Source organism: Humibacter albus DSM 18994 (assembly GCF_000421825.1).
Classification (GTDB): Bacteria; Actinomycetota; Actinomycetes; order Actinomycetales; family Microbacteriaceae; genus Humibacter; species Humibacter albus.
The window spans coordinates 218134-242285 of record NZ_ATXT01000015.1; the positions used below are offsets into that span (position 1 = coordinate 218134).

Annotated in this window: 28 protein-coding genes; 4 read left to right on the forward strand and 24 right to left on the reverse strand. The window is 68.8% G+C overall.

From position 1 onward, the window contains the following. Nucleotides 1–157 precede the first annotated feature (157 nt). Nucleotides 158–1150, reverse strand: a complete 993-nt coding sequence (gene rarD, locus H623_RS19240) for an EamA family transporter RarD (RefSeq protein WP_022900889.1) — start codon at nucleotides 1148–1150, stop codon at nucleotides 158–160. Between the two features lie 123 nt (nucleotides 1151–1273). Continuing rightward, on the reverse strand, nucleotides 1274–1570 hold the full coding sequence (groES, locus tag H623_RS0110470) for a co-chaperone GroES (RefSeq protein ID WP_022900890.1): 297 nt from the start codon (nucleotides 1568–1570) through the stop codon (nucleotides 1274–1276). Between the two features lie 249 nt (nucleotides 1571–1819). On the opposite strand from groES, the gene H623_RS0110475 reads away from it, so the two are divergent. Beyond that, nucleotides 1820–3016, forward strand: a complete 1197-nt coding sequence (locus H623_RS0110475) for a THUMP-like domain-containing protein (RefSeq protein WP_022900891.1) — start codon at nucleotides 1820–1822, stop codon at nucleotides 3014–3016. Nucleotides 3017–3073: 57 nt separating this feature from the next. On the opposite strand, the gene H623_RS21760 is transcribed toward H623_RS0110475, so the two are convergent. From H623_RS21760 to tsaB, 5 genes are all read right to left on the reverse strand, one after another. Next, the gene (locus H623_RS21760) at nucleotides 3074–3832 is read right to left on the reverse strand and encodes a DUF4190 domain-containing protein (protein WP_022900892.1); all 759 of its coding nucleotides are present in this window, start codon (nucleotides 3830–3832) and stop codon (nucleotides 3074–3076) included. Between the two features lie 140 nt (nucleotides 3833–3972). Then, nucleotides 3973–4413, reverse strand: a complete 441-nt coding sequence (locus H623_RS0110485) for a DUF4190 domain-containing protein (RefSeq protein ID WP_022900893.1) — start codon at nucleotides 4411–4413, stop codon at nucleotides 3973–3975. Between the two features lie 226 nt (nucleotides 4414–4639). After that, nucleotides 4640–5704 (reverse strand): tRNA (adenosine(37)-N6)-threonylcarbamoyltransferase complex transferase subunit TsaD, encoded by a 1065-nt coding sequence (gene tsaD, locus H623_RS0110490; RefSeq protein ID WP_026940212.1) that lies wholly within the window; start codon nucleotides 5702–5704, stop codon nucleotides 4640–4642. After that, entirely contained in the window at nucleotides 5701–6240 is a 540-nt protein-coding gene (gene rimI / locus H623_RS0110495) for a ribosomal protein S18-alanine N-acetyltransferase (protein WP_342664582.1), read from the reverse strand. The genes tsaD and rimI overlap by 4 nt, the downstream gene beginning before the upstream one ends. Then, nucleotides 6237–6857 (reverse strand): tRNA (adenosine(37)-N6)-threonylcarbamoyltransferase complex dimerization subunit type 1 TsaB, encoded by a 621-nt coding sequence (gene tsaB / locus H623_RS0110500; RefSeq protein WP_022900894.1) that lies wholly within the window; start codon nucleotides 6855–6857, stop codon nucleotides 6237–6239. The genes rimI and tsaB overlap by 4 nt, the downstream gene beginning before the upstream one ends. Before the next feature lie 194 nt (nucleotides 6858–7051). Between tsaB and H623_RS0110505 the strand changes: the two genes are divergently transcribed. Both H623_RS0110505 and H623_RS19250 read left to right on the forward strand, forming a co-directional pair. Next, a complete protein-coding gene (locus H623_RS0110505) occupies nucleotides 7052–7495 on the forward strand; it encodes a MarR family winged helix-turn-helix transcriptional regulator (RefSeq protein WP_022900895.1) in 444 nt (147 codons plus the stop codon). A gap of 74 nt (nucleotides 7496–7569) precedes the next feature. Continuing rightward, nucleotides 7570–9015: an MATE family efflux transporter gene (locus tag H623_RS19250; protein ID WP_022900896.1), complete on the forward strand. Its 1446-nt coding sequence runs from the start codon at nucleotides 7570–7572 to the stop codon at nucleotides 9013–9015. A gap of 60 nt (nucleotides 9016–9075) precedes the next feature. Here H623_RS19250 and tsaE read toward each other — a convergent pair whose 3' ends face one another. From tsaE to glmS, 4 genes are read right to left on the reverse strand one after another with little or no spacing between them, the layout of a single operon-like run. Then, the gene (gene tsaE / locus H623_RS0110515) at nucleotides 9076–9705 is read right to left on the reverse strand and encodes a tRNA (adenosine(37)-N6)-threonylcarbamoyltransferase complex ATPase subunit type 1 TsaE (protein ID WP_425402088.1); all 630 of its coding nucleotides are present in this window, start codon (nucleotides 9703–9705) and stop codon (nucleotides 9076–9078) included. Beyond that, nucleotides 9698–10822 carry an alanine racemase gene (gene alr / locus H623_RS0110520; RefSeq protein WP_022900897.1) on the reverse strand — a complete coding sequence of 375 codons (1125 nt, stop codon included), beginning with the start codon at nucleotides 10820–10822 and terminating at the stop codon, nucleotides 9698–9700. Before alr ends, tsaE begins: the two co-directional genes overlap by 8 nt. Continuing rightward, the gene (locus H623_RS0110525; protein WP_022900898.1) at nucleotides 10819–11217 is read right to left on the reverse strand and encodes a holo-ACP synthase; all 399 of its coding nucleotides are present in this window, start codon (nucleotides 11215–11217) and stop codon (nucleotides 10819–10821) included. Before H623_RS0110525 ends, alr begins: the two co-directional genes overlap by 4 nt. 24 nt (nucleotides 11218–11241) lie before the next feature. After that, the gene (glmS, locus tag H623_RS0110530) at nucleotides 11242–13092 is read right to left on the reverse strand and encodes a glutamine--fructose-6-phosphate transaminase (isomerizing) (RefSeq protein WP_022900899.1); all 1851 of its coding nucleotides are present in this window, start codon (nucleotides 13090–13092) and stop codon (nucleotides 11242–11244) included. Between the two features lie 228 nt (nucleotides 13093–13320). Between glmS and coaA the strand changes: the two genes are divergently transcribed. Further along, nucleotides 13321–14274, forward strand: coding sequence for a type I pantothenate kinase (gene coaA, locus H623_RS0110535; RefSeq protein WP_022900900.1), 954 nt, complete (start codon nucleotides 13321–13323; stop codon nucleotides 14272–14274). A 23-nt stretch (nucleotides 14275–14297) separates the two neighbouring features. On the opposite strand, the gene glmM is transcribed toward coaA, so the two are convergent. From glmM to map, 13 genes are all read right to left on the reverse strand, one after another. Beyond that, nucleotides 14298–15659: a phosphoglucosamine mutase gene (gene glmM, locus H623_RS0110540; protein ID WP_022900901.1), complete on the reverse strand. Its 1362-nt coding sequence runs from the start codon at nucleotides 15657–15659 to the stop codon at nucleotides 14298–14300. Nucleotides 15660–15686: 27 nt separating this feature from the next. Beyond that, on the reverse strand, nucleotides 15687–16181 hold the full coding sequence (gene rpsI / locus H623_RS0110545; RefSeq protein ID WP_022900902.1) for a 30S ribosomal protein S9: 495 nt from the start codon (nucleotides 16179–16181) through the stop codon (nucleotides 15687–15689). A 51-nt stretch (nucleotides 16182–16232) separates the two neighbouring features. Further along, complete coding sequence (gene rplM, locus H623_RS0110550) at nucleotides 16233–16679, reverse strand: 50S ribosomal protein L13 (RefSeq protein WP_022900903.1); 447 nt, start codon at nucleotides 16677–16679, stop codon at nucleotides 16233–16235. Nucleotides 16680–16828: 149 nt separating this feature from the next. Continuing rightward, nucleotides 16829–17770 (reverse strand): tRNA pseudouridine(38-40) synthase TruA, encoded by a 942-nt coding sequence (gene truA, locus H623_RS0110555; protein ID WP_022900904.1) that lies wholly within the window; start codon nucleotides 17768–17770, stop codon nucleotides 16829–16831. Nucleotides 17771–17783: 13 nt separating this feature from the next. Further along, the gene (locus tag H623_RS22280; RefSeq protein WP_281169292.1) at nucleotides 17784–17918 is read right to left on the reverse strand and encodes a hypothetical protein; all 135 of its coding nucleotides are present in this window, start codon (nucleotides 17916–17918) and stop codon (nucleotides 17784–17786) included. Between the two features lie 473 nt (nucleotides 17919–18391). Further along, the gene (gene rplQ, locus H623_RS0110570; RefSeq protein WP_022900907.1) at nucleotides 18392–19003 is read right to left on the reverse strand and encodes a 50S ribosomal protein L17; all 612 of its coding nucleotides are present in this window, start codon (nucleotides 19001–19003) and stop codon (nucleotides 18392–18394) included. A 48-nt stretch (nucleotides 19004–19051) separates the two neighbouring features. After that, entirely contained in the window at nucleotides 19052–20041 is a 990-nt protein-coding gene (locus H623_RS0110575; protein ID WP_022900908.1) for a DNA-directed RNA polymerase subunit alpha, read from the reverse strand. Nucleotides 20042–20159: 118 nt separating this feature from the next. Continuing rightward, a complete protein-coding gene (rpsK, locus tag H623_RS0110580) occupies nucleotides 20160–20558 on the reverse strand; it encodes a 30S ribosomal protein S11 (RefSeq protein WP_022900909.1) in 399 nt (132 codons plus the stop codon). 40 nt (nucleotides 20559–20598) lie between these two features. After that, entirely contained in the window at nucleotides 20599–20973 is a 375-nt protein-coding gene (rpsM, locus tag H623_RS0110585; protein ID WP_022900910.1) for a 30S ribosomal protein S13, read from the reverse strand. Nucleotides 20974–21227: 254 nt separating this feature from the next. Then, on the reverse strand, nucleotides 21228–21344 hold the full coding sequence (gene rpmJ, locus H623_RS0110590; protein WP_022900911.1) for a 50S ribosomal protein L36: 117 nt from the start codon (nucleotides 21342–21344) through the stop codon (nucleotides 21228–21230). Nucleotides 21345–21433: 89 nt separating this feature from the next. Then, nucleotides 21434–21655 (reverse strand): translation initiation factor IF-1, encoded by a 222-nt coding sequence (gene infA / locus H623_RS0110595; RefSeq protein WP_011186713.1) that lies wholly within the window; start codon nucleotides 21653–21655, stop codon nucleotides 21434–21436. Nucleotides 21656–22345: 690 nt separating this feature from the next. Then, the gene (locus H623_RS0110600; protein ID WP_026940217.1) at nucleotides 22346–23224 is read right to left on the reverse strand and encodes an aminodeoxychorismate lyase; all 879 of its coding nucleotides are present in this window, start codon (nucleotides 23222–23224) and stop codon (nucleotides 22346–22348) included. 84 nt (nucleotides 23225–23308) lie between these two features. After that, complete coding sequence (gene map, locus H623_RS0110605; RefSeq protein WP_022900913.1) at nucleotides 23309–24142, reverse strand: type I methionyl aminopeptidase; 834 nt, start codon at nucleotides 24140–24142, stop codon at nucleotides 23309–23311. Between the last annotated feature and the right edge of the window lie 10 nt (nucleotides 24143–24152).

The following is a 24152-nucleotide window of genomic DNA, read 5'->3' on the forward strand; positions in this document are numbered from 1 at the left end:
CTGCGCGCCGCGTGTGCGGGTTAATCGCGCGTCAGCCACGCCTGTCATCGCCGTCACCCTCGGTGTCGGGACGGCGGAATGCGCTGCACTCCCCCATGCATCGGCGCCGCAAGGATGTTCCATATTAACGCCGCACCGCCTGCCAGCATTCCGGGTCTCACTCCGGCAGCGGATCGGATGCCGCCGCTTCGGTCGCATCCGCCTCTCCCGCATCCGCGGGGCCGCCACCCGTTCGGCGGTCGCGTCGGACGGCCAGCACCATGTCGATCGTGAGCATCGCCAGCGCGACCCAGACCAGTGCGAACCCGATCCAGCGCTCGGTGGACATCGGCTCGTGCAGCAGCGCGACTCCGACGATCAGCTGCAGGATCGGCGTGAAGTACTGGATGAAGCCCATCACGATCAGCGGCAGCCGCCGCGACGCCGCAGCGAAGAAGAGCAACGGGACTGCGGTGATGACTCCCGCGCCGAGCAGGCCGATCGTGTTCCACGCGTTGACGTGCCCGAACGTGATCCCGCTGACGGCGCCGACGATGATCAGCTGCACGACCGCCACCGGCGTGAGCCAGGCAGTCTCGAGCGTGAGGCCGCTGAGGGCATCCACCCGGTGGCCCACCTGCTTCTTCACGAGCCCGTACAGGCCGAACGAGGCGGCCAGCAGCAGAGCTATCCAGGGGAATTGCCCGTAGCCGACCGTGATCACGACGACGGCGATGACCGAGATGCCGATGGCCACCCACTGCACCATGCGCAGCCGCTCGCGCAGCACGATTACGCCGAGCAGCACCGTGAAGATCGGATTGATGAAGTACCCGAGAGCCGCCTGCACCACCTGCCCCGACGTCGTCGCGTACACGTAGGTCTGCCAGTTGATGTAGATGAGCGCGCCCGCCGCTCCCATGATGAGCAGGATGCGCGGTTGGCGAAGGATGCCCACCAGCGGCCGCCACGCTCGGGTCGCCGCGGTCGCGATCGCACAGAACGCGAGGGAGAATACGACGCGCCAGGCGACGATCTCGAACGGGCCCGTCGGGGCGAGCGCCACGAAGTAGAGGGGCAGGAAGCCCCAGATGAGGTACGCACCGCCGGCGTACGCGAGACCCCGGACGGTGTGGGAACCGGCCTGCGGGCTCACAGCGGATTCGGACACCGCTACATCGTAGGATCAGCGCCCGACATCGGCCCGCCGCGGCCAGGCGGCGACGCCGACCGGAGACGCAGAAGGGGCCCGGATGCCAGGCATCCGGACCCCATTCGAGTCGCTACGTGAGCGTCAGTGCTCGATGACGGCCAGCACGTCGCGGGCAGACAGCACGAGGAACTCGTCGCCGCCGAACTTGACCTCGGTTCCGCCGTACTTCGAGTAGAGAACCTTGTCGCCGACGTTGACGTCGAGCGGGACGCGGTTGCCGTTGTCGTCGATGCGGCCGGGGCCGACGGCGATGACCTCGCCCTCCTGCGGCTTCTCCTTGGCGGTGTCCGGGATGACCAGGCCGGATGCAGTGGTCTGCTCAGCCTCGACCTGCTTGATAACGATGCGATCCTCGAGCGGCTTGATGGAGACCGACACGGTTGACCTCTTTCTGTACTTTGTACTGAAGACGTTGTTAGCCCACTCTGTTCGCCCGCGAACCGGTGGCGCACGCGCCGTTAGCACACGAGCACTGAGAGTGCTAACGATGAGTCTAGGCGCTCGGTTGGCACTCTCGCAACGTGAGTGCAAACATCCGTCGCGCCGAGCGAACGCCCCGGGCGAACGCCCCGGGCGAACACCGCCCGCGATCAGGTCGAGCGGATGCCGCCGCGATAGGTTGGCGCCGTGGAACGCGCGGAACTCCTCGAGCTGCTCAGCCCAGAAGGACTGAGGCTGCTGGACTCGCTGCCCCCGTATCGGAGCGCAGCCGATGTGGTGCGCACGGTGAGCGATCTGCGCAAGCAGGGGCATCCCGCATCCCTGGTCGCGACGGTGCTCACGCAGTCCAAGCTGCGGGCGAAGGCCGAGGCCAAGTTCGGCCCGTTCGCCTCGCGCATGCTCTTCACCGAGGCCGGCCTCGAGCAGGCCACCCGACTGAACGTCGCCGCACGTCACGCTGCGCGGTTCGCCGGCGCAGATCTGACGCGCGTGGCAGACCTGGGTTGCGGCATCGGCGGTGACGCGCTGGCGCTCGCCGCCCTCGAGCTCGAGGTCACAGCTGTCGACGCCGATGAGATCACGGCCGCGATCGCCAGCTACAACCTCGCACCCTTCCCGAACGCGCGCGTCGAAAACGACCGAGCAGAAGAGATCGACCTCGCCGGCCACGACGCTGTCTACCTCGACCCGGCACGTCGCACCCGCGGGCACGGCAACACCCGGCGACTGTCTGATCCCGCCGAGTGGTCGCCGGGTCTCGACTTCGCCTTCGGCCTGTCTGAGCGGATGCCCGTGGGCGTCAAACTCGGACCCGCCGTCGACCACGCCCTCCTGCCCGCCGACGCGGAGGCGCAGTGGGTCTCGGTCGACGGCCAGGTGGTGGAGGCGGGCGTGTGGACGCGCGCACTGGCGCGGGAGGGCATCCGTCGTGCTGCGCTCGTGATCACCGGTGACGGTGCGGCGGAACTGACAGGGCCGTCGGATGCCGCGGACGAGCCCGTCGGCGACCTCGGCGCCTATCTCTACGAGCCCGACGGTGCGGTCATCCGCGCTCGGCTGATCGGCGACCTCGCGCGCTCACTCGACGCGAGGATGCTCCGCCACGACATCGCGTACCTCACCTCCGACTCGCTCACGCCGACACCGTTCGCTGCGGCGTTCCGCGTGATCGAGGAGCTGCCTTACAAGGAGTCGGAGCTGCGCAGCGCGCTTGCCGCACGCGGCATCGGCACGGTCGAGATCAAGAAGCGCGGAGCGGATGTCGACCCCGCGGCGCTCCGCAAACGGTTGCGTCTGAAGGGGGCCGGCTCCGCCACGCTCGTGCTCACGCGCATCGGTGCCCGGCACGCAGCGCTGCTCGTGGAGCGCGTCGCTCGCGGCTGAAACGCCGCGAGGCCGACCACTCCGGGGCGGCCTCGCGTGACGACGATCGCGAACGGATCAGTACGAGTAGTCGTAGTAGTCCGCGCTCGAGGCGATCGCGCCGAGAACGATGAACAGGATCCAGAGCAGGATCAGGGCGACCGAGACGAAGCCCAGGATCATGCCGGTGAGCCAGAGGCCCTTGGCCTGCGGCTCGCGAGACCTGCCGAAGAACGACAACACGATTCCCGCAATACCGAACGGGAACACCGCCCACCCCAGCGAGACCACGCCGATGATGCCGCCGATCAACGCCAGGATGCTGAGGATCGGGGTCTTCTGCTGCGAGGGCGCGTACGGCTGGCCGTAGGCCGGGGCGCCGTAGGGCTGTTGGGGAGCACCGTACGGTTGCTGCGGTGCACCGTACGGTTGCTGCGGTGCACCGTACGGTTGCTGCGGTGCACCGTACGGTTGCGGAGCGCCGTAGGGCTGCTGCGGCGCTCCATAGGGTTGCTGCGGCGCACCGTAACCCGGCGCGGGCGGCGGCACGGGCGGCTGGCCCGCGCCGTATGGCGGCTGTTGCGGTGCCGCGGGCACACCGTACGGTTGCGGCGACGGTGCCGCGGGTGCCTGTTGCGGTGCGGACGGCGCCGAAGGTCCAGGAGGTGCGGGCGGCTGCGGCTGCTGTGGGGCCTGAGGAGCATGGGGCTCCTGCGACGGCTGCGGCGGCTGAGGCTGCTGCGGAGGCGCCGGCGGGATCGGCGGCGCGGGCGGAACGTTCGGCTGCGCCGGCGGCGGAACCTGGTCGGGGCTCTGCGGTGCGTTCGAGTCGGACACGTGCGGTTCCTTTCTCACCGGCCACGTACACGGAGCGAAGCCGTGTCGATGTCCGCTGTCGTTGATCCCCTCGGGATCGAGAGGGAGATATGCGTGAGGGCGGGCCGGCTGTGCACCGGCCCGCCCTCACGACGGGGATGTCAGTAGGAGCTGTAGCTCAGCGAGCTGGCCGCAGCAATGACGATCACCAGGACGATGATCACGATGATCTCGAGCGCGATGGCGACGAAACCGAGGATGATGCCGGTCAGCCAGAAGCCCTTCGCCTGCCGCTCCTTGTTACGGCCGATGAAACCAAGAATGACCGCCGCGATGGCGAACAGACCACCGAAGTAGAAGAACGCTCCGATGATGCCGACGATGCCGCCGATCAGCGACAGGATGCTCAGGATCGGCGTCTTCTGCGCGGGCGCGGGTGCGTAGGGCTGGCCGTACTGCGGAGCGCCCGGCGCGGCGGGAGCACCGTACTGCGGCGCGGCCGGCGGCTGGGGAGCGGCGGGCGGCGGCGGAGCCACCGGAGGCTGCTGCGGAGCCGGCGGCTGCTGACCCGACGGGTCCTGAGGAGTCTGGGGATCGGACATGTGTTGGATCCTTTCGATGGACGGGCCGCCCCCGCGGTCCGGAGCCTGTGGTCTGCGCAGAGAACCTGAGCAAACGCTGTAAGGATATGTTTTCACCCCCCGCGCGGGAGTGTCAACGCGCCGAGGGCGCGGCGTGTCGCGATCGGTCACAAATCTCCGGCTCCGTGCGCCGCGGACCTGAGTCTGTGCTCAGCTTCCCCAGGTCGTGCTGCGGACGCGGCCCGGTTCAGACCTGGATGTCCGTGACCGGCAGCGTCGAGTCCGCTCCGAACCCGAGACCGCTGGGCGCGTACCCCGCTGCGATGCGCTGGGCGGCCAGCGCCGCGATCATGGCGCCGTTGTCCGTACACAGCGACAAGGCGGGGATGCGGAGAACGATGCCCGCGGCATCCGCTCGCTCCTGCGCCAACTGTCGTATGCGCGCGTTCGCGACGACCCCGCCGCCCAGGAGCAGTCGTGGCACACCGCGGTCCTGGCACGCGGCGATCGCCTTGCGCAGGAGAACATCGGCGACGGCCTCGCGGAAGCTCGCCGCGACATCCGCGACGGGAACGGGCTCGCCGGCATCCTCGCGCTGTTCCACCCAGCGGGCCACGGCGGTCTTGAGGCCGGAGAACGAGAAGTCGTAGCGGTGCTTGGCCAGATCCTTCGGCAGCGTGAGCCCGCGCGGAAACCGGATGGCCCTCGGGTCGCCCTCGAGCGCGACCCGGTCGATCTGCGGCCCTCCGGGATAGGGCAGGCCGAGCACGCGGGCGACCTTGTCGAAGGCCTCCCCCGCGGCGTCGTCGATGGTCTCGCCGAGCAGCTCGACATCATCGGTCAGGCTGCGCACGTGCAGTAGCGAGGTGTGTCCGCCTGAGACGAGCAGCGCGATCGTCGGCAGCTCGATCTCCCGGCCGGGGCCACCATCGGCGTCGAGCAGATCGGCCCCCACGTGGCCGACGAGGTGGTTCACACCGTAGAGCGGCTTGCCGAGCGCGACCGCGAGCGCCTTCGCCGCGCCCACGCCGACCATCAGCGCGCCCGCGAGCCCCGGCCCACTGGTGACGGCGATGGCATCCACGTCGTGCAGCCGGATTCCGGCGGTCTGCACGGCCTCCGTGATGGTCGGCTCGAGCGCCTCGAGGTGGGCGCGCGCGGCGACCTCGGGCACCACCCCGCCGTAACGCGCGTGCTCGTCCATGCTGGAGGCGATCACGTTCGCCAGCAGCCGCGTTCCTCGCACGATCCCGACGCCGGTCTCGTCGCACGATGTCTCGATGCCGAGCACGAGAGGTTCCGCAACGCTCATCGGTTCGGCTCCGACCGCAGCGTCAGGCGCATCACCAGTGCGTCCACATCGTCGGGCTGGTAGTACCGAGGACGCACGGCGATCTGCTCGAAGCCGAGATCGCGGTAGAGCGTCTGCGCGGGCGGGTTGTCGGCGCGCACCTCGAGAAAGACGTCGCTCCCCCCGCGCCGGGCCGCCTCGGCGAGCATCGCGCGCATGAGAGCCCGGCCGACCCCGAGGCGCCGCGCCTGCGGAGCCACCGCGATGGTCTGGATGTCCGCGTCCGCGGCTCCCTGCACGGCGCGCAGGCCGGAGTACGCGACGATCGCACCCTCGCGCTCGGCCACGAGGTAGTAGGAGTGCGGCGAGACCAGCTCGGCTCGCATGAGGTCGGTGGACCAGGCATCCGTCACGAAGACCGAGGTCTCCAGCGCCATGATCGCCGCCAGGTCCGCCTCGGTCGCGACGCGAAGGCGACCTGCGGCGGAAGGCAACGCCGACCGCAGCTCGGCCGTGGCTGCCCCGGCGTCCGTGCGGTCGGCATCGGTTCCGGTCACCGTGTCACCCGCTTCGGGCCGGCCGACGGAGTGATGTCCGGGGAACGCAGGTAGAGCGGGCGGTCTTCCGCGAAGGGACGGCCGTGCGCGTAGAGCCGCTCGGCGAGCAGCCCGAGCTGACCGGCGGACACCGACGCCGCGTCGAATCTCGGCAGATCGGAGTGCGGGAGATCCACCGGCTTCGACAGCCCGGGGCCGCCTATGCGGAGGGGGATGCCGAGCTCGTCGACGCCGCCGTACGCGCTCCAGTACAGTTCTCGACGGCGCGCGTCGGTGACGACGAGCAGCGGCCCGGTGCGGCCCGCCCGATAGCGCTCGAGCGCGACGCCATCGTGGCTGACGAGGGGCACCACGGGCTTGCCGAGACCGAGGGCGAACGCCTTCGCGGCGGCGATCCCGACCCGCAACCCCGTGAAGGGGCCGGGCCCCATCCCGGCAACGACGCCCGAGAGACGTGCAGGCGCAATGGATGCCTGTGCCAGCGCCTCGCGGATCATCTCACCGATCACCTCGGCGTGCCGCATCGTGTCGAGCGTGGTGACCTCGCTGAGCACCCCTCCGTCGCGGTCGGCCACGGCCACGGACGTTCCGGCCGAAGTGTCGATCGCGAGGAGCATCCTTCCAGCGTAGCCGGGACGGCCGCCCCTCCCTCGCTCGCCTGCGGCCGGTGCCGGCACAAGCTCCCGGCGCCGCTGCCGGCACCGCCGCGCGGTTGCGAGGGTTCCACAGGGCTCCTGCGTCGGCGGGCGCACGAGTCTTCCATTCAGTTCGATGTTTGACAGTTTGGTCTCTAACTATTAGAGTACTAACCATGCAACGGGAATTCGGCGTCAGAAGCAGCCTCCAGCTGCTCCGCTGGATCGGTTGGGCGCAGCGCAAGGCCGCCGACGACTGGATCCACGAGCGGGGAATCACGTTCGAGCAGGGATTCGTGCTCGGCTACCTGGAGGAGGAGCCCGGCGCCATCCAGAAAGACATCGCACGGATGACGCGCACCACTCCGGCCAGCGTCTCGAGCATTCTGCAGGGCCTCGAACGCCGGGGGCTCATCGAGCGGCGCACCGAGGGAGGCGACGAGCGGAGCAAGCGCGTGTACGCGACCGAGGCCGGGCTCGAGCTGATCGCCGGTTTCGAAGACGCCATGGTCGCGGCCGACGAGTCGATCCTCTCGCCGCTCACCGAGGCGGAGCGCGACCAGCTCGAGACGCTTCTGAAGAAGGTGACGGCGTCGCTCCCGCAGCCCGAGCGTCCCTGACCACCCGCCCAGTTCTTCCACATCTCAAGCGCCGGTCTCCGGCGCCATCTCGTCATGCCCTGAAGGGAGCAATCATGAGCACCGTCGAAGTTGAAATTCCACCGGCATCGAATGCCGTCGGATCGAATCGCTGGTATCTCTCCGCCGCGCCGATCGTGCGCGCACTCGTGCACCTCTGTGTGCCGATGGCCGCGGGAATGGTCGTCGGCGCCGTCTACAACGTCATCAACGCCGGCTTCATCGGTTCGCTGCACGACTCCGTGCTGCTGGCCGCGATCACGTTCGGCACCCCGCTGCTCGGCCTGGTCATGGCGGTGGGCGGCGTGTTCGGCGTCGGTGGCGGCGCGCTGATCTCGAGGCTGCTCGGAGCATCCGAGAACGACGCCTCGAAGGCAGGCGACATCAAGCAGGTGTCGTCGTTCGCCGTCTGGGGTTCCGTGATCGTCGGCGTCGTGCTCGGCATCCTCGGGCTGATCTTCTTGCACCCCCTCGTCTCCGTGCTCGGTGCGGACGCCATGGCGGCCGGCGCGACGAGCGCTTACGTCGCCGTCTTCCTCTGCTTCGTGCCGGTGCTCGCGGTGGCCTTCTGCCTCGAGCAGCTGGTGCGGGCCGAAGGCGCGGCACGCCAGTCGATGATCGGCCTGATCGCCTCGACGATCGCAAACCTCGTGTTCGACGTGCTCTTCATCCTGGTGCTGCCCTGGGGCGTCGCCGGTGCTGCGCTCGCGCTCGGGCTGTCCAACCTGGTCAGCGTGATCTATTACGCGGCATGGCTGACGCGGCGAAGCGAGCACGTCAGCCTCGCACCGCGCTGGTTCACGCTGCGGGCATCCGTGCTGAAGCCTGTGTTCAGCGTCGGCATGAGCGAGCTGCTGCAGTCCGGGTTCCTCATCGTCACCAGCCTGGTGCTGAACAACCTCGCAGTGCAGTACGGCGACGGGCCTCTCGCCGCCATGGGCGTCGCGGTGCGCATCGCGCAGGTGCCCGAGTTCCTCATCATGGGCATCACGATCGGGGTCCTTCCGTTGCTCGCCTACGCGTTCGGCAAAGGCGACGGCCCGCGTCTCTGGTCATCGGTGCGCGCGTCGGCTGTGGCTGTGGGAGGCATCGGAACGTTCTTCTTCGTGGTGGTGTTCCTGTTCCGCGACCAGCTTTTCTCGATCTTCTCGTCGGACGCCTCGCTGCTCGGCGTGGGCGTCACGATCCTGACCGCGCAGCTCGTCGCCATGATCGGCAACGGATTCACCGGACTCATCACGTCGCTGATGCAGGCCACGGGACGCGGCACCGCCGCGATCGTGCTGTCGATGACCCAGGGCGTGCTGTTCATCCCCGTCGTCATCCTCGCGAACCTGTGGTTCGGGCTCACGGGCATCATCTGGGCGCTCACGGTGACCGAGGTTCTCGTGCTGGTGGTGGCCATCGTGCTGTGGCTGGTGAATCAGCGCGGGATCACGCGCGGACTCGCCGAGGGCAGCACCGAGCGCGCCGAAGAGGCTCTCGCGATGGCCGAGGGCTGACGGCACCAGGCCGGCACGGAGACGCCCCCCGAACCGGACGCGCATGGCGCCGCACGATGGTCAGCTCCAGCGACCACCGTGCGGCGTCACCGTCACGGTGCGGGGTTCCTCGGGCGCGGTATCCCCGAGTTCTCGATACTCGGCCTCGGGATCCTCGGCGTCGGGATCCCCGGCCTCGGGATCATCATCATCTGGATCGTCGGCTCGCGGAGCGCCGCCGCCCGAACCGACCGTCGCGACGCCCTCAGAGGCACCCGTCGGCCGCGCGATCTCGACGTCGAGCCACGACTCGGCGACGCCGTCGAGCATGCCGCTGCCCCACTCGACCACCACGATCGATCGCGCAAAGTCGATGTCGAGGTCGTCGAGTTCCAGGGCGGAGGCGAGCCGATAGGCATCCACGTGCACCAGCGGCGGGCCGCCGTGGAGTGACGGATGCGTGCGCGCCAGCACGAACGTGGGGCTCGTCACCGGACCGCGCACGTGCAGCGCCTCGCCGATGCCGCGAGTCAGCGTGGTCTTGCCGGCCCCGAGCGGACCGGTGAGCACGACCAGGTCGCCGGCGCGCAGGAGGCCGCCGAGCTCGCGGCCGAGATCCTCCATCGCATCCGACGTCGGCACGTTCCGGATGCCGACCAACGGCATCCGTTCCACCTCCGAGCCCTCTTGCGCGTCGGCCGGTTCACTCACCGATGTACCGCCTCGTCACTCGCGGTCCGAGCCTGGTCACGATTTCGTAGCCGATCGTGTCGGCCGCGCGGGCCCAGTCCTCGGCCGAGGGCACGCCCTGCGCCGGGTCGCCGAACAGCACCACCTCATCGCCGACCGCCACGCCGTTCTCGCCGACGGCGACCACGAACTGGTCCATGGCCACGCGTCCGGCGACCGGATGCCGTCTGCCGCCGATCGCGACCTCGGCCCGGCCGGATGCCTGGCGCGGAATGCCGTCCGCGTACCCCACGGGCACGAGCGCGAGGTTCGTGGGAGTCGGCGCGCGGTACGTGTGCCCGTACGAGACGCCCTGGCCCTCGGGAATCCGGCGCGCAGCGATCACCCGCGAGCGCAGTGTCATGGCGGGCCGCAGGCCGAACTCGCTCGGTTCCCGGTCTCCGAACGGCGACAGCCCGTAGATCGCGATGCCGAGCCGCACCGTGTTGTACCGGGCGCGTGGCAGCGTGAGCGCCGCGCCGCTGGCGGCCAGGTGCACGAACTCCGGGTCGAGCCCGGCTCGCGAGGCCTCCGCGAGTCCTCGATCGAACGCGTCGACCTGCACGGTGTCGGCCTCGGCAGAGGTGCCCGACAGGTGGCTGAACACCCCCGCGACCCTCACGAGGCCGGCCGTCTCGGCGGCGCGGGCGGCGCGCACGACCGCGGGCCAGGCATCCGGTGAGACGCCGTTGCGGCTGAGGCCGGTGTCGAGCTTGAGGTGCACGGCCGCGGGACGTGCGGCGCGCTCGGCGGCCTCGGCGACGGCATCCAATTGCGCCTGCGACGAGATGCCGATCTGGATGTCCGCCCGCAGCGCCTTCTCGAAGTCCGGTTCCGAGTCGTGCAACCACGCGAGCACGGGCGCGACGATGCCCGCCGAGCGCAGCTCGAGCGCCTCCGCGAGGTCGGCGACGCCGAGCCTGTCGGCTCCGCCGGCCAGTGCGGCACGCGCGACAGGAACGGCGCCGTGCCCGTACGCGTTGGCCTTCACGACCGCGAACACGTGTTCCGTGCCGACGCGCTCGCGCAGGGTGCGCACGTTGTCGCGGACGGCGCCGAGGTCGATGACGGCCTCGCGCAACGGAGTCGTGCCGGTCACGATGCCTGTCCCGAGTCGCGAGCCGGCGTCTGCTCGATCGTGTCGAGCGTCTCCGCGACCACAAACGCGCACGCCACTCCGGCGTCGTGCGTCATGGTGAGGTGCCAGCGCCGGATGCCCCGCGCGGCCGCCGCCTTCGCCACCGCTCCGTAGAGCTGAAGGTCGGGGTTGCCGTGCTCGTCCGAGACGACCACGATGTCGATCGCCGCGACGCCGTCGCCCCGACCGAGCGCCTTGATCACGGCCTCCTTCGCGGCGAACCTCGCAGCAAGAGAGTGCATGGGTAGATGCCGTTCGCTCTCGGCGAACAGCCTGGTGAGCAGACGCGGCGTTCGGGAAACGGCGCGGTCGAAGCGTTCAAGGTCGACGATGTCGACTCCGATGCCCGCGATCACGTGTACATCACTACTCCACTGCGCTCACTCGACCGTGACCGACTTGGCCAGGTTGCGCGGCTGATCGACGTCGAGGCCCTTGGCGGTCGCGAGTTCCATGGCGAAGATCTGCAGCGGGATCACCGCCAGCAGCGGCTCGAAGAGCGGCGCCGCGAGCGGAATGCGCACCACCTCGTCGGCGAACGGCAGCACCGAGGCATCGCCCTCCTCCGCGATGGCCAGCACGCGCGCGCCGCGCGCCCGGATCTCCTGGATGTTCGAGACCACCTTCTTGTGCATCTCGTCCGACCCGCGGGGGCTGGGAACGACCACGAACACGGGCTGGCCCGGCTCGATCAAGGCGATCGGTCCGTGCTTCAGCTCGCCGGCGGCGAACCCCTCCGCGTGGATGTATGCGAGCTCCTTGAGCTTGAGCGCGCCCTCGAGGGCGATCGGGAACCCGACGTGCCGGCCGAGGAACAGCACCGCACGCGTGTCGCTCATCCAGTGCGCCAGCTGCGCCACAGCGTCGCCGGACTCCAGCACTCTCGCCAGCTTGTCCGGAATGCCGGCGAGCTCGGCCAGGTTCTCCGCCTGCTCGGCCTCGCTGAGGGTTCCGCGCAGCCGCGCCAGGTGCAGGCCGAACAGGTAGAGCGCGGTGATCTGCGCGACGAATGCCTTCGTCGACGCCACAGCGACCTCCGGGCCGGCGTGGGTGTACACGGCGCCGTCCGACTCGCGTGGGATGGTCGCACCCTGCGTGTTGCAGATGGACAGCGTCTTCGCGCCTGCGGCCCTGGCGAACTTGACGGCCATCAGAGTGTCCATGGTCTCGCCGGACTGGCTGATCGAGACGACCAGCGTCGACGGCGTGATCACGGGGTCGCGGTAGCGGAACTCGTGGCTGAGCTCCACCTCGACAGGCACACACGTCCACTTCTCGATGGCATAGGCACCGACCTGTCCGGCGTACGACGCGGTGCCGCACGCGATGATCGTGATGCGGTCGATGCCGCGCAGCAGGTCGTCGAGGTCGCCCAGTTCGGGGATGACAGCGGCTCCCTCATGCACGCGCCCGCGCAGGGTGTTGGCGACGGCATCCGGCTCCTCGGCGATCTCCTTGGCCATGAAGCTCGGCCAACCGCCCTTCTCGCCGGCCGCGGCGTCCCAGGCCACGTCGAATGGCTCGACTTCGACACCCTCGCCGTCGAAGTCGGTGACCACGACCTCCTCGGGCGTGATCACGACGATCTGGTCCTGGCCGATCGCAACGGCGCGACGGGTGTGCTCGACGAAGGCCGCGACATCCGAACCGAGGAAGTTTTCGCCGTCGCCGAGGCCGATCACGAGCGGTGAGTTGCGGCGAGCGCCCACGACGACGCCGGGCTGGTCCTGGTGCAGCGCCAGCAGCGTGAATGCGCCGTCGAGACGGGAGACCACACGTCGGAACGCCTCGACGAGGTCGCCGGTGGCGCGGTACTCGCGGCCGAGCAGCACGGCCGCGACCTCGGTGTCGGTCTCGCTGGTGAACTCGTGCCCCTCGCCGGCCAGCTCGTCGCGCAGGGCGGCGAAGTTCTCGATGATGCCGTTGTGGATGACCGCGAGCCGGCCGTCGTCACCCAGATGCGGATGCGCATTGCGGTCGGTCGGACCGCCGTGCGTCGCCCAGCGGGTGTGCCCGATGCCCGTCGCCCCGTTGCCGATCGGATGCCGCTGCAACTCATCCTCGAGCACGCTCAGCTTGCCTGCGCGCTTGGCGACGTTCAGCGCGCCCGTCTCGGCGTCGAGCACTGCCACGCCGGCGGAGTCGTATCCGCGGTACTCCAGCCGCTTCAGACCGCCGAGCAGCACCTGAAGAGACCGGTCGCTGCCGACGTATCCGACGATTCCGCACATGAGCACCGATTCTACGAGAGCCCGCTGACCGATCACGCCACGTGGCGGCCGCCCACCCGGTTGCCGCCCAGCCACCCCGTTGCCGCCCAGCCACCCGGTTATTCGCGCAAACAGCGGGGTGGCCCGACAACTTCAGGGTGGCTCGGCGAGACCACGACGGGTCGACCAGCGCTGCAGCGCCGCCGCCGGCACAGGATCGCGGCCCGACACGTCCTAGACTTGGTGCCCATGTCAGGGAACGGTGCGGCGCAGTCCGCCGCGCAGATCTCCCCGTTCGTCGAACTCGACCGCGCCGACTGGGCCGACCTCGCCCGCAGCACCCCGCAGCCGCTGTCGGAGACCGAGATCGTGCAGTTGCGCGGACTCGGCGATCCCCTCGACATGCGCGAGGTCGCCGAGGTCTATCTGCCGCTGAGCAGGCTACTGAGCATGTACGCCGAAGGCACGCAGCGACTGCACCGGGCGACGAGCGACTTTCTCGGCGAGCGCGCCGCGCGCACCCCGTTCGTCATCGGCGTCGCCGGCTCGGTCGCCGTGGGCAAATCCACGATCGCGCGCCTGCTGCGCGAGCTGCTGAGCCGCTGGACCACCACGCCGAACGTGCAGCTCGTGACGACAGACGGCTTCCTGTATCCGAACGCCGAGCTCGAGCGCCGCGGGCTCATGAGCCGCAAGGGATTCCCCGAGTCGTACGACCGTCGCGCCTTACTGCGCTTCATCACCGCCATCAAGAGCGGCGCACTCGAGGCCAGGGCTCCGTTCTATTCGCATCTGAGCTACGACATCATGCCCGACGCGCAGGTCGTCGTGCGGCATCCCGACGTCCTCATCGTCGAGGGCCTCAACGTGCTGCAGCCACCGGGCGGTCGCAACCTGCTCGCCGTGAGCGACCTCTTCGACTTCAGCATCTATGTGGATGCCCGCACCTCCGACATCGAACGCTGGTACGTCGAGCGTTTTCTCAAGCTGCAGCGTGGCGCGTTCGCCGATCCGAAGTCGTACTTCCACCGGTACGCGAGCCTCACGGAGGACGAGGCGCGCGCACAGGCGCGGTCGATCTGGCGCGCGATCAACGAGCCGAACCTGCGCCAGAACGTGCGCCCGACCCGTTCCCGAGCGAAGCTCGTGCTGCGCAAGGACAGCGACCACACGGTCTCGTCCGTGCTGCTCCGCAAGCTGTAGGAACTCGCCTACGACGCCAGCGCTTACAGCGCCAGCTGCACGCGCACGACCTCGGCGAGCGCCTGCGCGTGGCGATCGGCGGTGGCCTGGTCGGCCGCCTCGACCATGACGCGCACCATGGGCTCGGTGCCGGACGGACGCAGGAGCACGCGACCGGTCTCGCCGAGCTCGTCTTCGGCATCCAGAACGGCCTGCGCGATCACGCGGTCGTCCTTCAAGCGGTGGTGATCGACTCCGCGCACGTTCACGAGGATCTGCGGGTACACGGTCATGCACGACGCGAGCTCGCGCAGACTCTTGCCCTTGCGTGCCATCTCGCTCACCAGGTGGAGCCCGGTCAGGATGCCGTCGCCCGTCGTCGCGAACTCGCGCATGATCACGTGGCCGGACTGCTCGCCACCGAGCGAGTAGTCGTGCTCGTTCATGCGCTCCAGCACGTACCGGTCACCGACGTTCGTCTGCTCGACGTGGATGCCGTGCTCGGCCATCGCGAGCCGCAAGCCCAGGTTGCTCATCACGGTGGTCACGAGCGTGTCGTTCTTCAGCACGCCGCGCTCGGCCATGCTCAGGGCGAGGATCGCCATGATCTGATCGCCGTCGACGATGGTGCCCTCGGCATCGACGGCGAGGCAGCGGTCCGCGTCGCCGTCGTGGGCGATGCCGACGTCGGCGCCGTGCTCGATGACGGCCGCAGCGAGTTTGTCGATGTGCGTGGACCCGACACCGTCGTTGATGTTGATGCCGTCGGGATCGTCGCCGATCACCGTGACGCGAGCGCCGGCATCCGTGAACGCTTCCGGCGAGATGCCGGCGGCTGCCCCGTTCGCACAGTCGATGAGCACATGGATGCCGTCGAGCCGGTGCGGCAGGCTGCCCAGCAGATGCAGAACGTAACGGTCTTCGGCGTCGGAGAAACGCCGAACGCGGCCGACGTCGGCGCCGGTCGGCGTGAGCTTCGGCTTGTCGAGCGCCGCCTCGATGCGATCCTCGACCACGTCGGGCAGCTTGGTGCCGCCGCGCGCGAAGATCTTGATGCCGTTGTCGGGTGCCGGGTTGTGCGACGCCGACAGCATGACACCGAAGTCGGCACCGATGTCGGCGATCAGGAACGCCGTGGCCGGAGTCGGGATGACCCCGGCGTCGAGGACGTCGACGCCGGAGCTCGCCAGACCCGCGGCCACGGCGGCCGTGAGGAATTCACCGGAGACGCGCGGATCGCGCGCCACCACGGCCACCAGGCGCTTGCCTTGCGCGCGTCGCGCTTCGGCGAAGCGCCCCTGGCCGAGCACGACGGCCGTCGCCTGGGCGATGCCCAGGGCGAGGTCCGCCGTCAACACGCCGTTCGCGAGCCCGCGAACGCCGTCCGTACCGAATAGCCGCGCCATATCAGATGCGAGCCTGTGCGGACAGGATCAGCGCTTCGAGTACTGCGGAGCCTTGCGGGCCTTCTTGAGACCAGCCTTCTTGCGCTCGATGACTCGAGCGTCGCGGCTGAGGAAGCCCGCCTTCTTGAGTGCCGGGCGGTTGTTCTCGCGGTCGATCTCGTTCAGTGCACGGGCGATCGCCAGGCGCAGCGCGCCGGCCTGGCCGGACGGGCCGCCGCCGGTGATGCGCGCGATGACATCGTAGCTGCCGAGCAGGTCGAGCACCTTGAACGGGTCGGTGATCAGCTGCTGGTGCAGCTTGTTCGGGAAGTAGTCGGCGAACTCACGGCCGTTGACCGTGATGCTGCCGGAGCCCGGAACGAGGCGCACGCGGGCGATGGCCTGCTTGCGACGGCCGACGGCCGCACCCGGAACGTTGAGGATCTGGCGCGGCGCGGCGGCGGGCGCCTCGCTGGCCGGGGTTTCGGTCGTGAAGTTCTGAGGCACGTCCTGCGCCTCGAGCTGGTCGGAGATCTTCGCCACGATGGAGTCTGTCCTTGTCTTGTGCGTCGAGAAGTGTGTGGGGACCGAGCGCTACTGGGCGACCTGGTCGAAGGTGTACGGCGTGGGCTGCTGAGCGGCGTGCGGGTGCTCGCTGCCCGTGTAGACCTTGAGTTTGCGCAGCTGGGCGCGGCCGATGGTGTTCTTCGGCAGCATGCCGCGCACGGCCTTCTCGACGGCGCGAACGGGGTTCTTCTCGAGAAGCTCGGAGTAGCTGACGGCCTTCAGACCACCCGGGTAGCCGGAGTGGCGGTAGGCCTTCTTCTGCAGCGCCTTCTGGCCGGTGAGTGCGACCTTGTCGGCGTTGATGATGATGACGTAGTCACCGGTGTCGACGTGCGGAGCGAACGTCGGCTTGTTCTTGCCGCGCAGGATGGCGGCGGTGTGGCTGGCCAGGCGGCCGAGCACCACATCGGTGGCGTCGATGATGATCCAGTCACGCTGGATCTGCGTTGCCTTGGGGCTGAAAGTGCGCGTCACAGTAGTGGCTGCTTTCTTCTCTCGCGGTTGGGTTGGTCGTGAATCCCACTCCGGTCGGGTGTTCCGGTTCGATGAACCGTGAGAACGCCACAGGTGGAGGGCTCAACTACGGATGCTCCGCCGCAGTAGGCGGACACCAAGAGCCAATCCTACGTCAGACCCCCACGCCCGTCCAATCGAGGCTCGAGCACCCGCCTGGCTCTGGTTTGTTCCGCTCGGGCAGCGAGCTCGGCTCCGTGCGGATACCCCACCTCCATCAGCGTGAGCCCCTTGGCGGGCATCACCTTGAACGCGCTGGTGCGCTGACCCACATCACGCAGCAGGGCGAGATCCTCGATGCGCAGCCGCCCCTCCCCCACGGCCACGCACGCGCCGACGAGCGCACGCACCATGCTGTGGCAGAAGGCGTCCGCCTGCAGTGACGCCGTCAAGACGCCGTCTGCCCCGCGTCGCCATGCGAAAGCCTGCAGTGTGCGTATGGTCGTGGCTCCCTCACGAGGCTTGCAGTACGCGGCGAAGTCGTGGAGGCCGAGCAGGGTGGAGGACGCGGCATCCATGGCGTCGACATCGAGAGCGGCGGGATGCCACACCGTGTTGAACCTCGTCAGCGGATTCTTCGGCGCCGCCGCGTCTGCAACCCGGTACTCGTAGCGTCGCCACAGTGCGGAGAAGCGGGCGTCGAATCCGGGTTCGGCCAGTTCGGCGCCCGTGACAACGACATCGGAGTCGGCCGCACCCAGGATGCCGGTGAGCCGCCTGCGCAAGGCTGCCGCGGCATCCGTGTCACGGGCGGCGTTCCGTGGCTTGCGCGGGTTGAGCAGCGCCACCGCCTGCTGCGGACTCAGGTCGACGTGCGCGACCTGGCCGAGCGCGTGCACCCCGGCATCCGTGCGGCCCGCCACGGTGAGCGTGGGCGGCGGTTCGTGACGCCGGAACAGCGTGTGCAGCGCCTGCTCGAGCACGCCCTGCACCGTGCGCAGACCCGGCTGCCGTGCCCAGCCGTTGAAGTTCGTGCCGTCGTACGCGATGCCGAGGCGGATGCGTGTGGCCGGCTCGGCGGCATCCGTCACCGCTGCGTCGACCCCCTCCATCACTCGGCCCATTCTAGGGATCGCGCAGGGATGTAGTGCGGCAGGCATGACCGTCGACCCTCACGAGCACGCGCATCGGCATGGGCATGGGCACGAGCACGAGCACGAGCACGAGCACGAGCACGAGCCAACCGGGTTTCGAAGTCAAATAATGCACAAACACTCGCGCAAGTTCGCATTTCTTGACTTCGAAACCGCCACAGGCGAGCGGGCACGCGCGACGAGCACGCGCCTGGGCGAGACGAGCCGGCACACGCGCAGGCGGCGCTCGAGCGGAACGGGCCGACGGGAGAACGAGCGGGCGGGCGACGCCGGCAGGTAGGCAAGACGAGCCGGCAGGCGACAGCAGGCGGGCGATAACAGGCGGGCAGACGAAACGTGCCAGCAGACGCAGCAAGCTGGCGCAGCAAGCGGGCGCAGCCAGCCGACGGGAAGACGAAACGAGCCAGCAAGAGCAGCCAGCCGGCGGGAAGACGAAACGAGCCAGCAAGAGCAGCCGGCGGGCGCAGCCGGCGAACGTGCGGACGTGCGAGCGGACGAACGGGCAAAGCAGATGCCGCCGAAATGACGCGACCCCCGGCATCCATCAGGATGCACGGGGGCCGCGTCGTGCGCTAGGTGTTACTTCTCGTCGGACTCGCCGGCGTCGACGGACTCGTCGTCGGTGTCGGTGGCCTCGACGGCCTCTTCGGCTTCAGCGGCGGCCTCGGCCTCGACTGCGTCGGACTCCGGGGCTTCCTCGGCCTCGACCGCGGCGGCGTCATCGGTCGCCTCCTCGGCGGCTTCTGCGTCGGCGGCAGCCTTGGCTGCCTCGTCAGCGGCGACCTTGGCGGCCGGCGACGGCGGGGCGGCAGGGGCCTTGCGCTTCGGAGTCACCGGCTCGAGCACCAGTTCGATGACGGCCATCGGGGCGTTGTCGCCCTTGCGGTTGCCGATCTTGGTGATTCGCGTGTAGCCACCCTCGCGGTCGGCCAGCTGGGGCGCGATCACATCGAACAGCTCGTAGACCACTGCCTTGTCGTGGATGACCGCCAGCACGCGGCGACGTGCGTGAAGGTCGCCGCGCTTGGCGAACGTGATCAGGCGCTCGGCGAGCGGACGCAGGCGCTTGGCCTTCGTCTCGGTCGTCGTGATGCGCTTGTGCGTGTAGAGGGCAGCAGCCAGGTTCGCGAGCAGCAGGCGCTCGTGGGCAGGGCCGCCTCCGAGGCGGGGACCCTTGGTCGGCTTAGGCATTGTGTTTCTCCGTTGTCAGTTCAGTGGTGTGTGCCTGTGCGCGACGAATCAGCGGTACTCGTCGTCGCCGGCGCTGTAGAAGTGGGTGCCGTCGAACCCGGGGACCGAGTCCTTGAGCGACAGGCCCATCTCCGTCAGCTTGTCCTTCACCTCATCCACGGACTTCTGACCGAAGTTGCGGATGTTCATGAGCTGCGTCTCGGAGAGCGAGACCAGTTCGCTGACGTTGTTGATGCCCTCACGCTTGAGGCAGTTGTAGGAGCGAACCGAGAGCTCGAGGTCCTCGATGGGCATGGAGAGCTCCGAGCTGAGCACGGCGTCGACCGGCGCAGGGCCGATCTCGATGCCCTCGGCCTGCGAGTTGAGCTCGCGAGCCAGCCCGAACAGCTCAACCAGCGTGCGACCGGCGGAGGCGATGGCATCCCGCGGGCTGATCGCCGGCTTGGTCTCCACGTCGACCACGAGACGGTCGAAGTCAGTGCGCTCACCTGCGCGCGTGGCCTCCACGCGGTAGGTGACCTTGAGCACCGGCGAGTAGATCGAGTCGATCGGGATCTGACCGGCCTCGCTGTACTCGTTGCGGTTCTGCTGCGCCGAGACGTAGCCGCGACCGCGCTCGATGGTCAGCTCGACCTCGAAGCGGGCGTTCTCGTTCAGCGTGGCGATGACGAGTTCCGGGTTGTGGATCTCCACGCCCGCAGGTGCCGAGATGTCGGCCGCCGTGACCTCACCGCTGCCCGTCTTGCGCAGGTACGCGGTGATCGGCTCGTCGTGCTCGCTGGAGACGACAAGACCCTTGATGTTCAGGATGATCTCGGTGACATCCTCCTTCACGCCCGGAATGGTCGTGAACTCGTGCAGCACGCCGTCGATGCGGATGCTCGTGACCGCCGCGCCCGGAATGGACGACAGCAGCGTGCGACGGAGCGAGTTTCCGAGGGTGTAACCGAAGCCCGGCTCGAGCGGCTCGATCACGAACCGCGAGCGGAATTCGGAGATGTTCTCTTCGGTGAGCGTGGGGCGCTGTGCGATGAGCACTATGGATTCCTTTCGGCTAAGCGTCCGCTATATGACGCTTGCTCTGTACAGGTTTTGAGTTATGCACGCGATGCGTTACGGATGCCTGTGGTCCAGGCATCCGTAACACACAAGAGAACTAGACGCGACGACGCTTCGGCGGGCGGCAGCCGTTGTGCGCCTGCGGGGTGACGTCGTTGATCGAGCCCACCTCGAGGCCGGCGGCCTGAAGCGAGCGGATGGCGGTCTCGCGGCCCGATCCCGGACCCTTGACGAAGACGTCCACCTTCTTCATGCCGTGCTCCTGCGCCTGGCGAGCGGCCGACTCGGCGGCCAGCTGCGCGGCGAACGGCGTGGACTTGCGCGAGCCCTTGAAGCCGACGCCGCCGGAGGAGGCCCAGCTGATCACCGCACCGTTGGTGTCGGTGATGGAGACGATCGTGTTGTTGAACGTCGACTTGATGTGGGCCTGGCCCACGGCGATGTTCTTCTTTTCCTTCTTGCGCGGCTTGCGAACAGCCGACTTGGGTGCTGCCATGTTTTCCTACTCCTGAGATCCTCGAAGCGCTGGCGGTGGCCTAGCGGGCCTTCTTCTTGCCGGCGACGGTGCGCTTCGGTCCCTTGCGGGTGCGCGCGTTGGTCTTGGTGCGCTGACCGCGCACGGGCAGGCCGCGACGGTGGCGCAGGCCCTGATACGAACCGATCTCGACCTTGCGGCGGATGTCGGCGGCCACCTCACGGCGAAGGTCACCCTCCACCTTGTAGCTGCCCTCGATGTGGTCGCGCAGAGCCACGAGCTGGTCGTCGGTGAGGTCTTTCACGCGAATGTCGCCGGAGATCCCGGTGGCCTTCAGCGTCTCGAGCGCGCGGGTGCGGCCGATTCCGTAGATGTAGGTGAGGGAGACCTCCACGCGCTTCTCGCGCGGGATGTCAACGCCTGCTAGACGTGCCATTTCGGCTTCTCCTGTTGATCAGGTGGAGGTGTGGAACAGCATCGGTGCCCGGGCCTCCAGCCCGAGGTGTCCCCCGCTCTCGCGGGTTGATGATGCTGCTGTCGTTCGCGATGTTGAGTTGTGTTCCGGATGCCGGGCATCCGGAAGCTCGTTGCCCGTTGGGCCGTCTGAGCCGTCTGGCGCTGCGTGCCCGAAATCGCTCGCGATCTCGGGCGATGGACGCAGCTGCCTGCGCCACGGCCAGCCCCGGGGCGTCAGCCCTGGCGCTGCTTGTGGCGCGGGTTGGAAGAGCAGATGACCATCACGCGGCCGTTGCGGCGAATGACGCGGCAGTGCTCGCAGATGGGCTTGACGGAGGGGTTGACCTTCATGATGTTTCCTTTATCGCTGTCGTCGTGCGCCACGACGCGACGGTGCCTCGAGCACCACGCCGCGGGCCGTTACTTTCCGTGCGACTGGCTTACTTGTAGCGGTAGACGATGCGGCCACGGGTGAGGTCGTAGGGGCTCAGTTCCACGATCACGCGGTCCTCGGGGAGGATGCGGATGTAGTGCTGACGCATCTTGCCCGAGATGTGGGCGAGTACCTTGTGTCCGTTGGTGAGCTCGACGCGGAACATCGCGTTGGGCAGCGCCTCGATGACAGATCCCTCGATCTCGATTACGCCGTCTTTTTTGGCCATAGCCTCACTATCGCTTCAGGCACTCCAGTGCCGGTCGTGCGGTGGATGACGGTGCCGAACGAACCCGCGAGTCACCTCACGGAGACTCGGCGGATGCACACCGGTGAAACGGGTGCAAGACACCAAAGATTTATCCTAGGCCATCCGGCCAGGATTCGCCACTCGGTGCACGCGTGGCTACTGGTGCAACGCGGGGCGACGACGTATCATTCCGCGGCGCCGCGTGACCCGCCCTGGTTCGCCCGGGCCCGCCGCATGGGTTGAGATCGCCGGTTCGGGTTGAGACCGCCGGTTCGGGTTGAGACCGCCGGTTCGGGTTGAGACCGCCCGTTCGGGTCGAGACCGCCCGTTCGGGTTGAGACCATCCGTTCGCTGCTCCTAACTCAGGCCATTTCGAACCAGACCGCACATATATCGATCTGGCGCGATATGGCCTGAAATAGTGACGTGACGGACCGAGCGGGCGCTCGTGCCGAGCCTCGCGGGCGCTCCTGCCGGACCGAGCGGGCACTCGTGCCGGGCCTCGCGGGCGAACCCGGGGCCTCAGACCGCAGCCCCTCCAGCCCCGGCCCTCCGACCCGCCCTCAAGCCCCGGCACTCAGGCCCCGGCCATCGGACCCACCCTCACGCCTCGCACTCAAGCCCCGGCCCTCAGGCCCCGGCGCTGAGCCCCGACCCTCGGACCCGCCCTCAGGCCTGGCGTGCCAGCAAAGCGTCGTTCATCGCCCGGGTCAATTCGACGTCGACGCCCATGGCGGCGGCGTTGAGGTGGGTGATCGGCGCGGCGAGACGCACGCTGGAGACGAGCCAGGCGGCATCCGCCTCGGCAAGACGCGCCACTGGGATCTTCGCCTCGACGGTGTGCAGCCCGCGCGCGGCGGCGAACGCGAAGACGCTCAGCTGACTCGTACCGGGCAGGATGCCGATATCGGTTCGCGGAGTCACGATGCGGTCCCCGAAGCGCAGGATCACCGTCGAGGTCGGCGCCTCCATCACGAAGCCGTCGGAAGTGAGGAAGATCACGTCGTCGGCCCCACGGCGCCGCGCCTCGCGTAGCGCGGCCATGTTCACGGCGTACGACAGAGTCTTCGCACCCGGAAGCAGCCATGGAGCGCGTACCGCGACGTCGCTCGCATAGCCCCGGTCGAGCGTGACGACCCGGATGCCCGTCTCGCGCTCGGGAAAGTCGCCGTCCGCCGGCGTCGCCACGATCCAGCCGGTGGGCGCACCTGGCCCTTCGAGCCCCCGCGTCAGGACCACTTTGAGACCGCCCTGGCGATCTGCGGGAAGCGAGGCGGCCGCGCGGCCGATCGCACGGCGCCACTGCGCTTCGTGCGGTACCGGCAGATCGAGCAGCGCGGCGGAGTTCGCAAGCCTCGCAAGGTGAGCGTCCAGCGCCTGCGGGTGGCCGCCGATGACACCAATCGTCTCGAAGATCCCGTCACCGCGCGACGGCCCGAGGTCGCGCACGTCGAGGGTGGCGACACCGTCGTCCACACGACGCACGGTGGCGTCGAGATCGGTCGGCGGGGCATCCGCGGGCAGAACGTCGATCATGAAGACGGGCACGACAGCGAGCCTAAGCCGTGTTGCGAGCGCCGTGGGTGTGCGCCCCAGCGATCGCCGTCGTCGATCGCGTACCGCAGCGCTGCGTCACGCCGGGCGTACGGGAGTGATCCCGAACGGCTTCAGGCCGGCCGCGCCGCCGTCGTGCGCCGTCAGCACCCAGATGCCGTCCTTGTGCACCGCCACCGAGTGCTCCCAGTGCGCTGCCGCCGATCCGTCCTCCGTGGCCACGGTCCAGCCGTCGTCGCGCACGTACGTGTCGGGTGACCCCGAGACCACCATCGGTTCGATCGCCACGACCAGGCCGGGCCGCACCTCTGGCCCCTTCTGCCGCACGCTGTAGTTGTACACGGGCGGGGCCTCGTGCATGCGACGGCCGATGCCGTGCCCGATGTAGTTGGTGAGGATGCCGTACTCCCCCTGCGAGAGGATGTACGCCTCGATCGCGTCTCCCACCCCGTTCAGATGGGATGCGCGCGCCAGGGCCGCGATGCCGTGCCACAGCGACCGCTCGGTCACGTCGCTCAGCGCGCGTCGGGCGGCGACGAGATCGGGGCGTGCCGGATCGTCGAGAACAAGCGTGAACGCGGCATCCCCGTTCCAGCCGTTCAGGATCGCGCCGGAGTCGACCGAGAGGATGTCTCCCGGCGCAAGCACGCGATCTCCCGGGATGCCGTGCACCACCTCGTCGTTCACCGACGCGCAGATCGTGTGACGGTAGCCCGGCTCGAGCTTGAAGTTCGAGCTGCCGCCACGCGCCTGGATTGCCTGCTCGGCGAGCGTGTCGAGTTGCAGCGTCGTGGCTCCCGGCTTCGCCGCGGCGCGCGCAGCGTCCAGGCTGTCGGCCGTCGCCAGACCGGGCTCCAGCATGAGCCTCAGCTGCGCGGGCGACTTGTAGATCGACCGCCGGATGCCTGCCACTCGCGCCCCG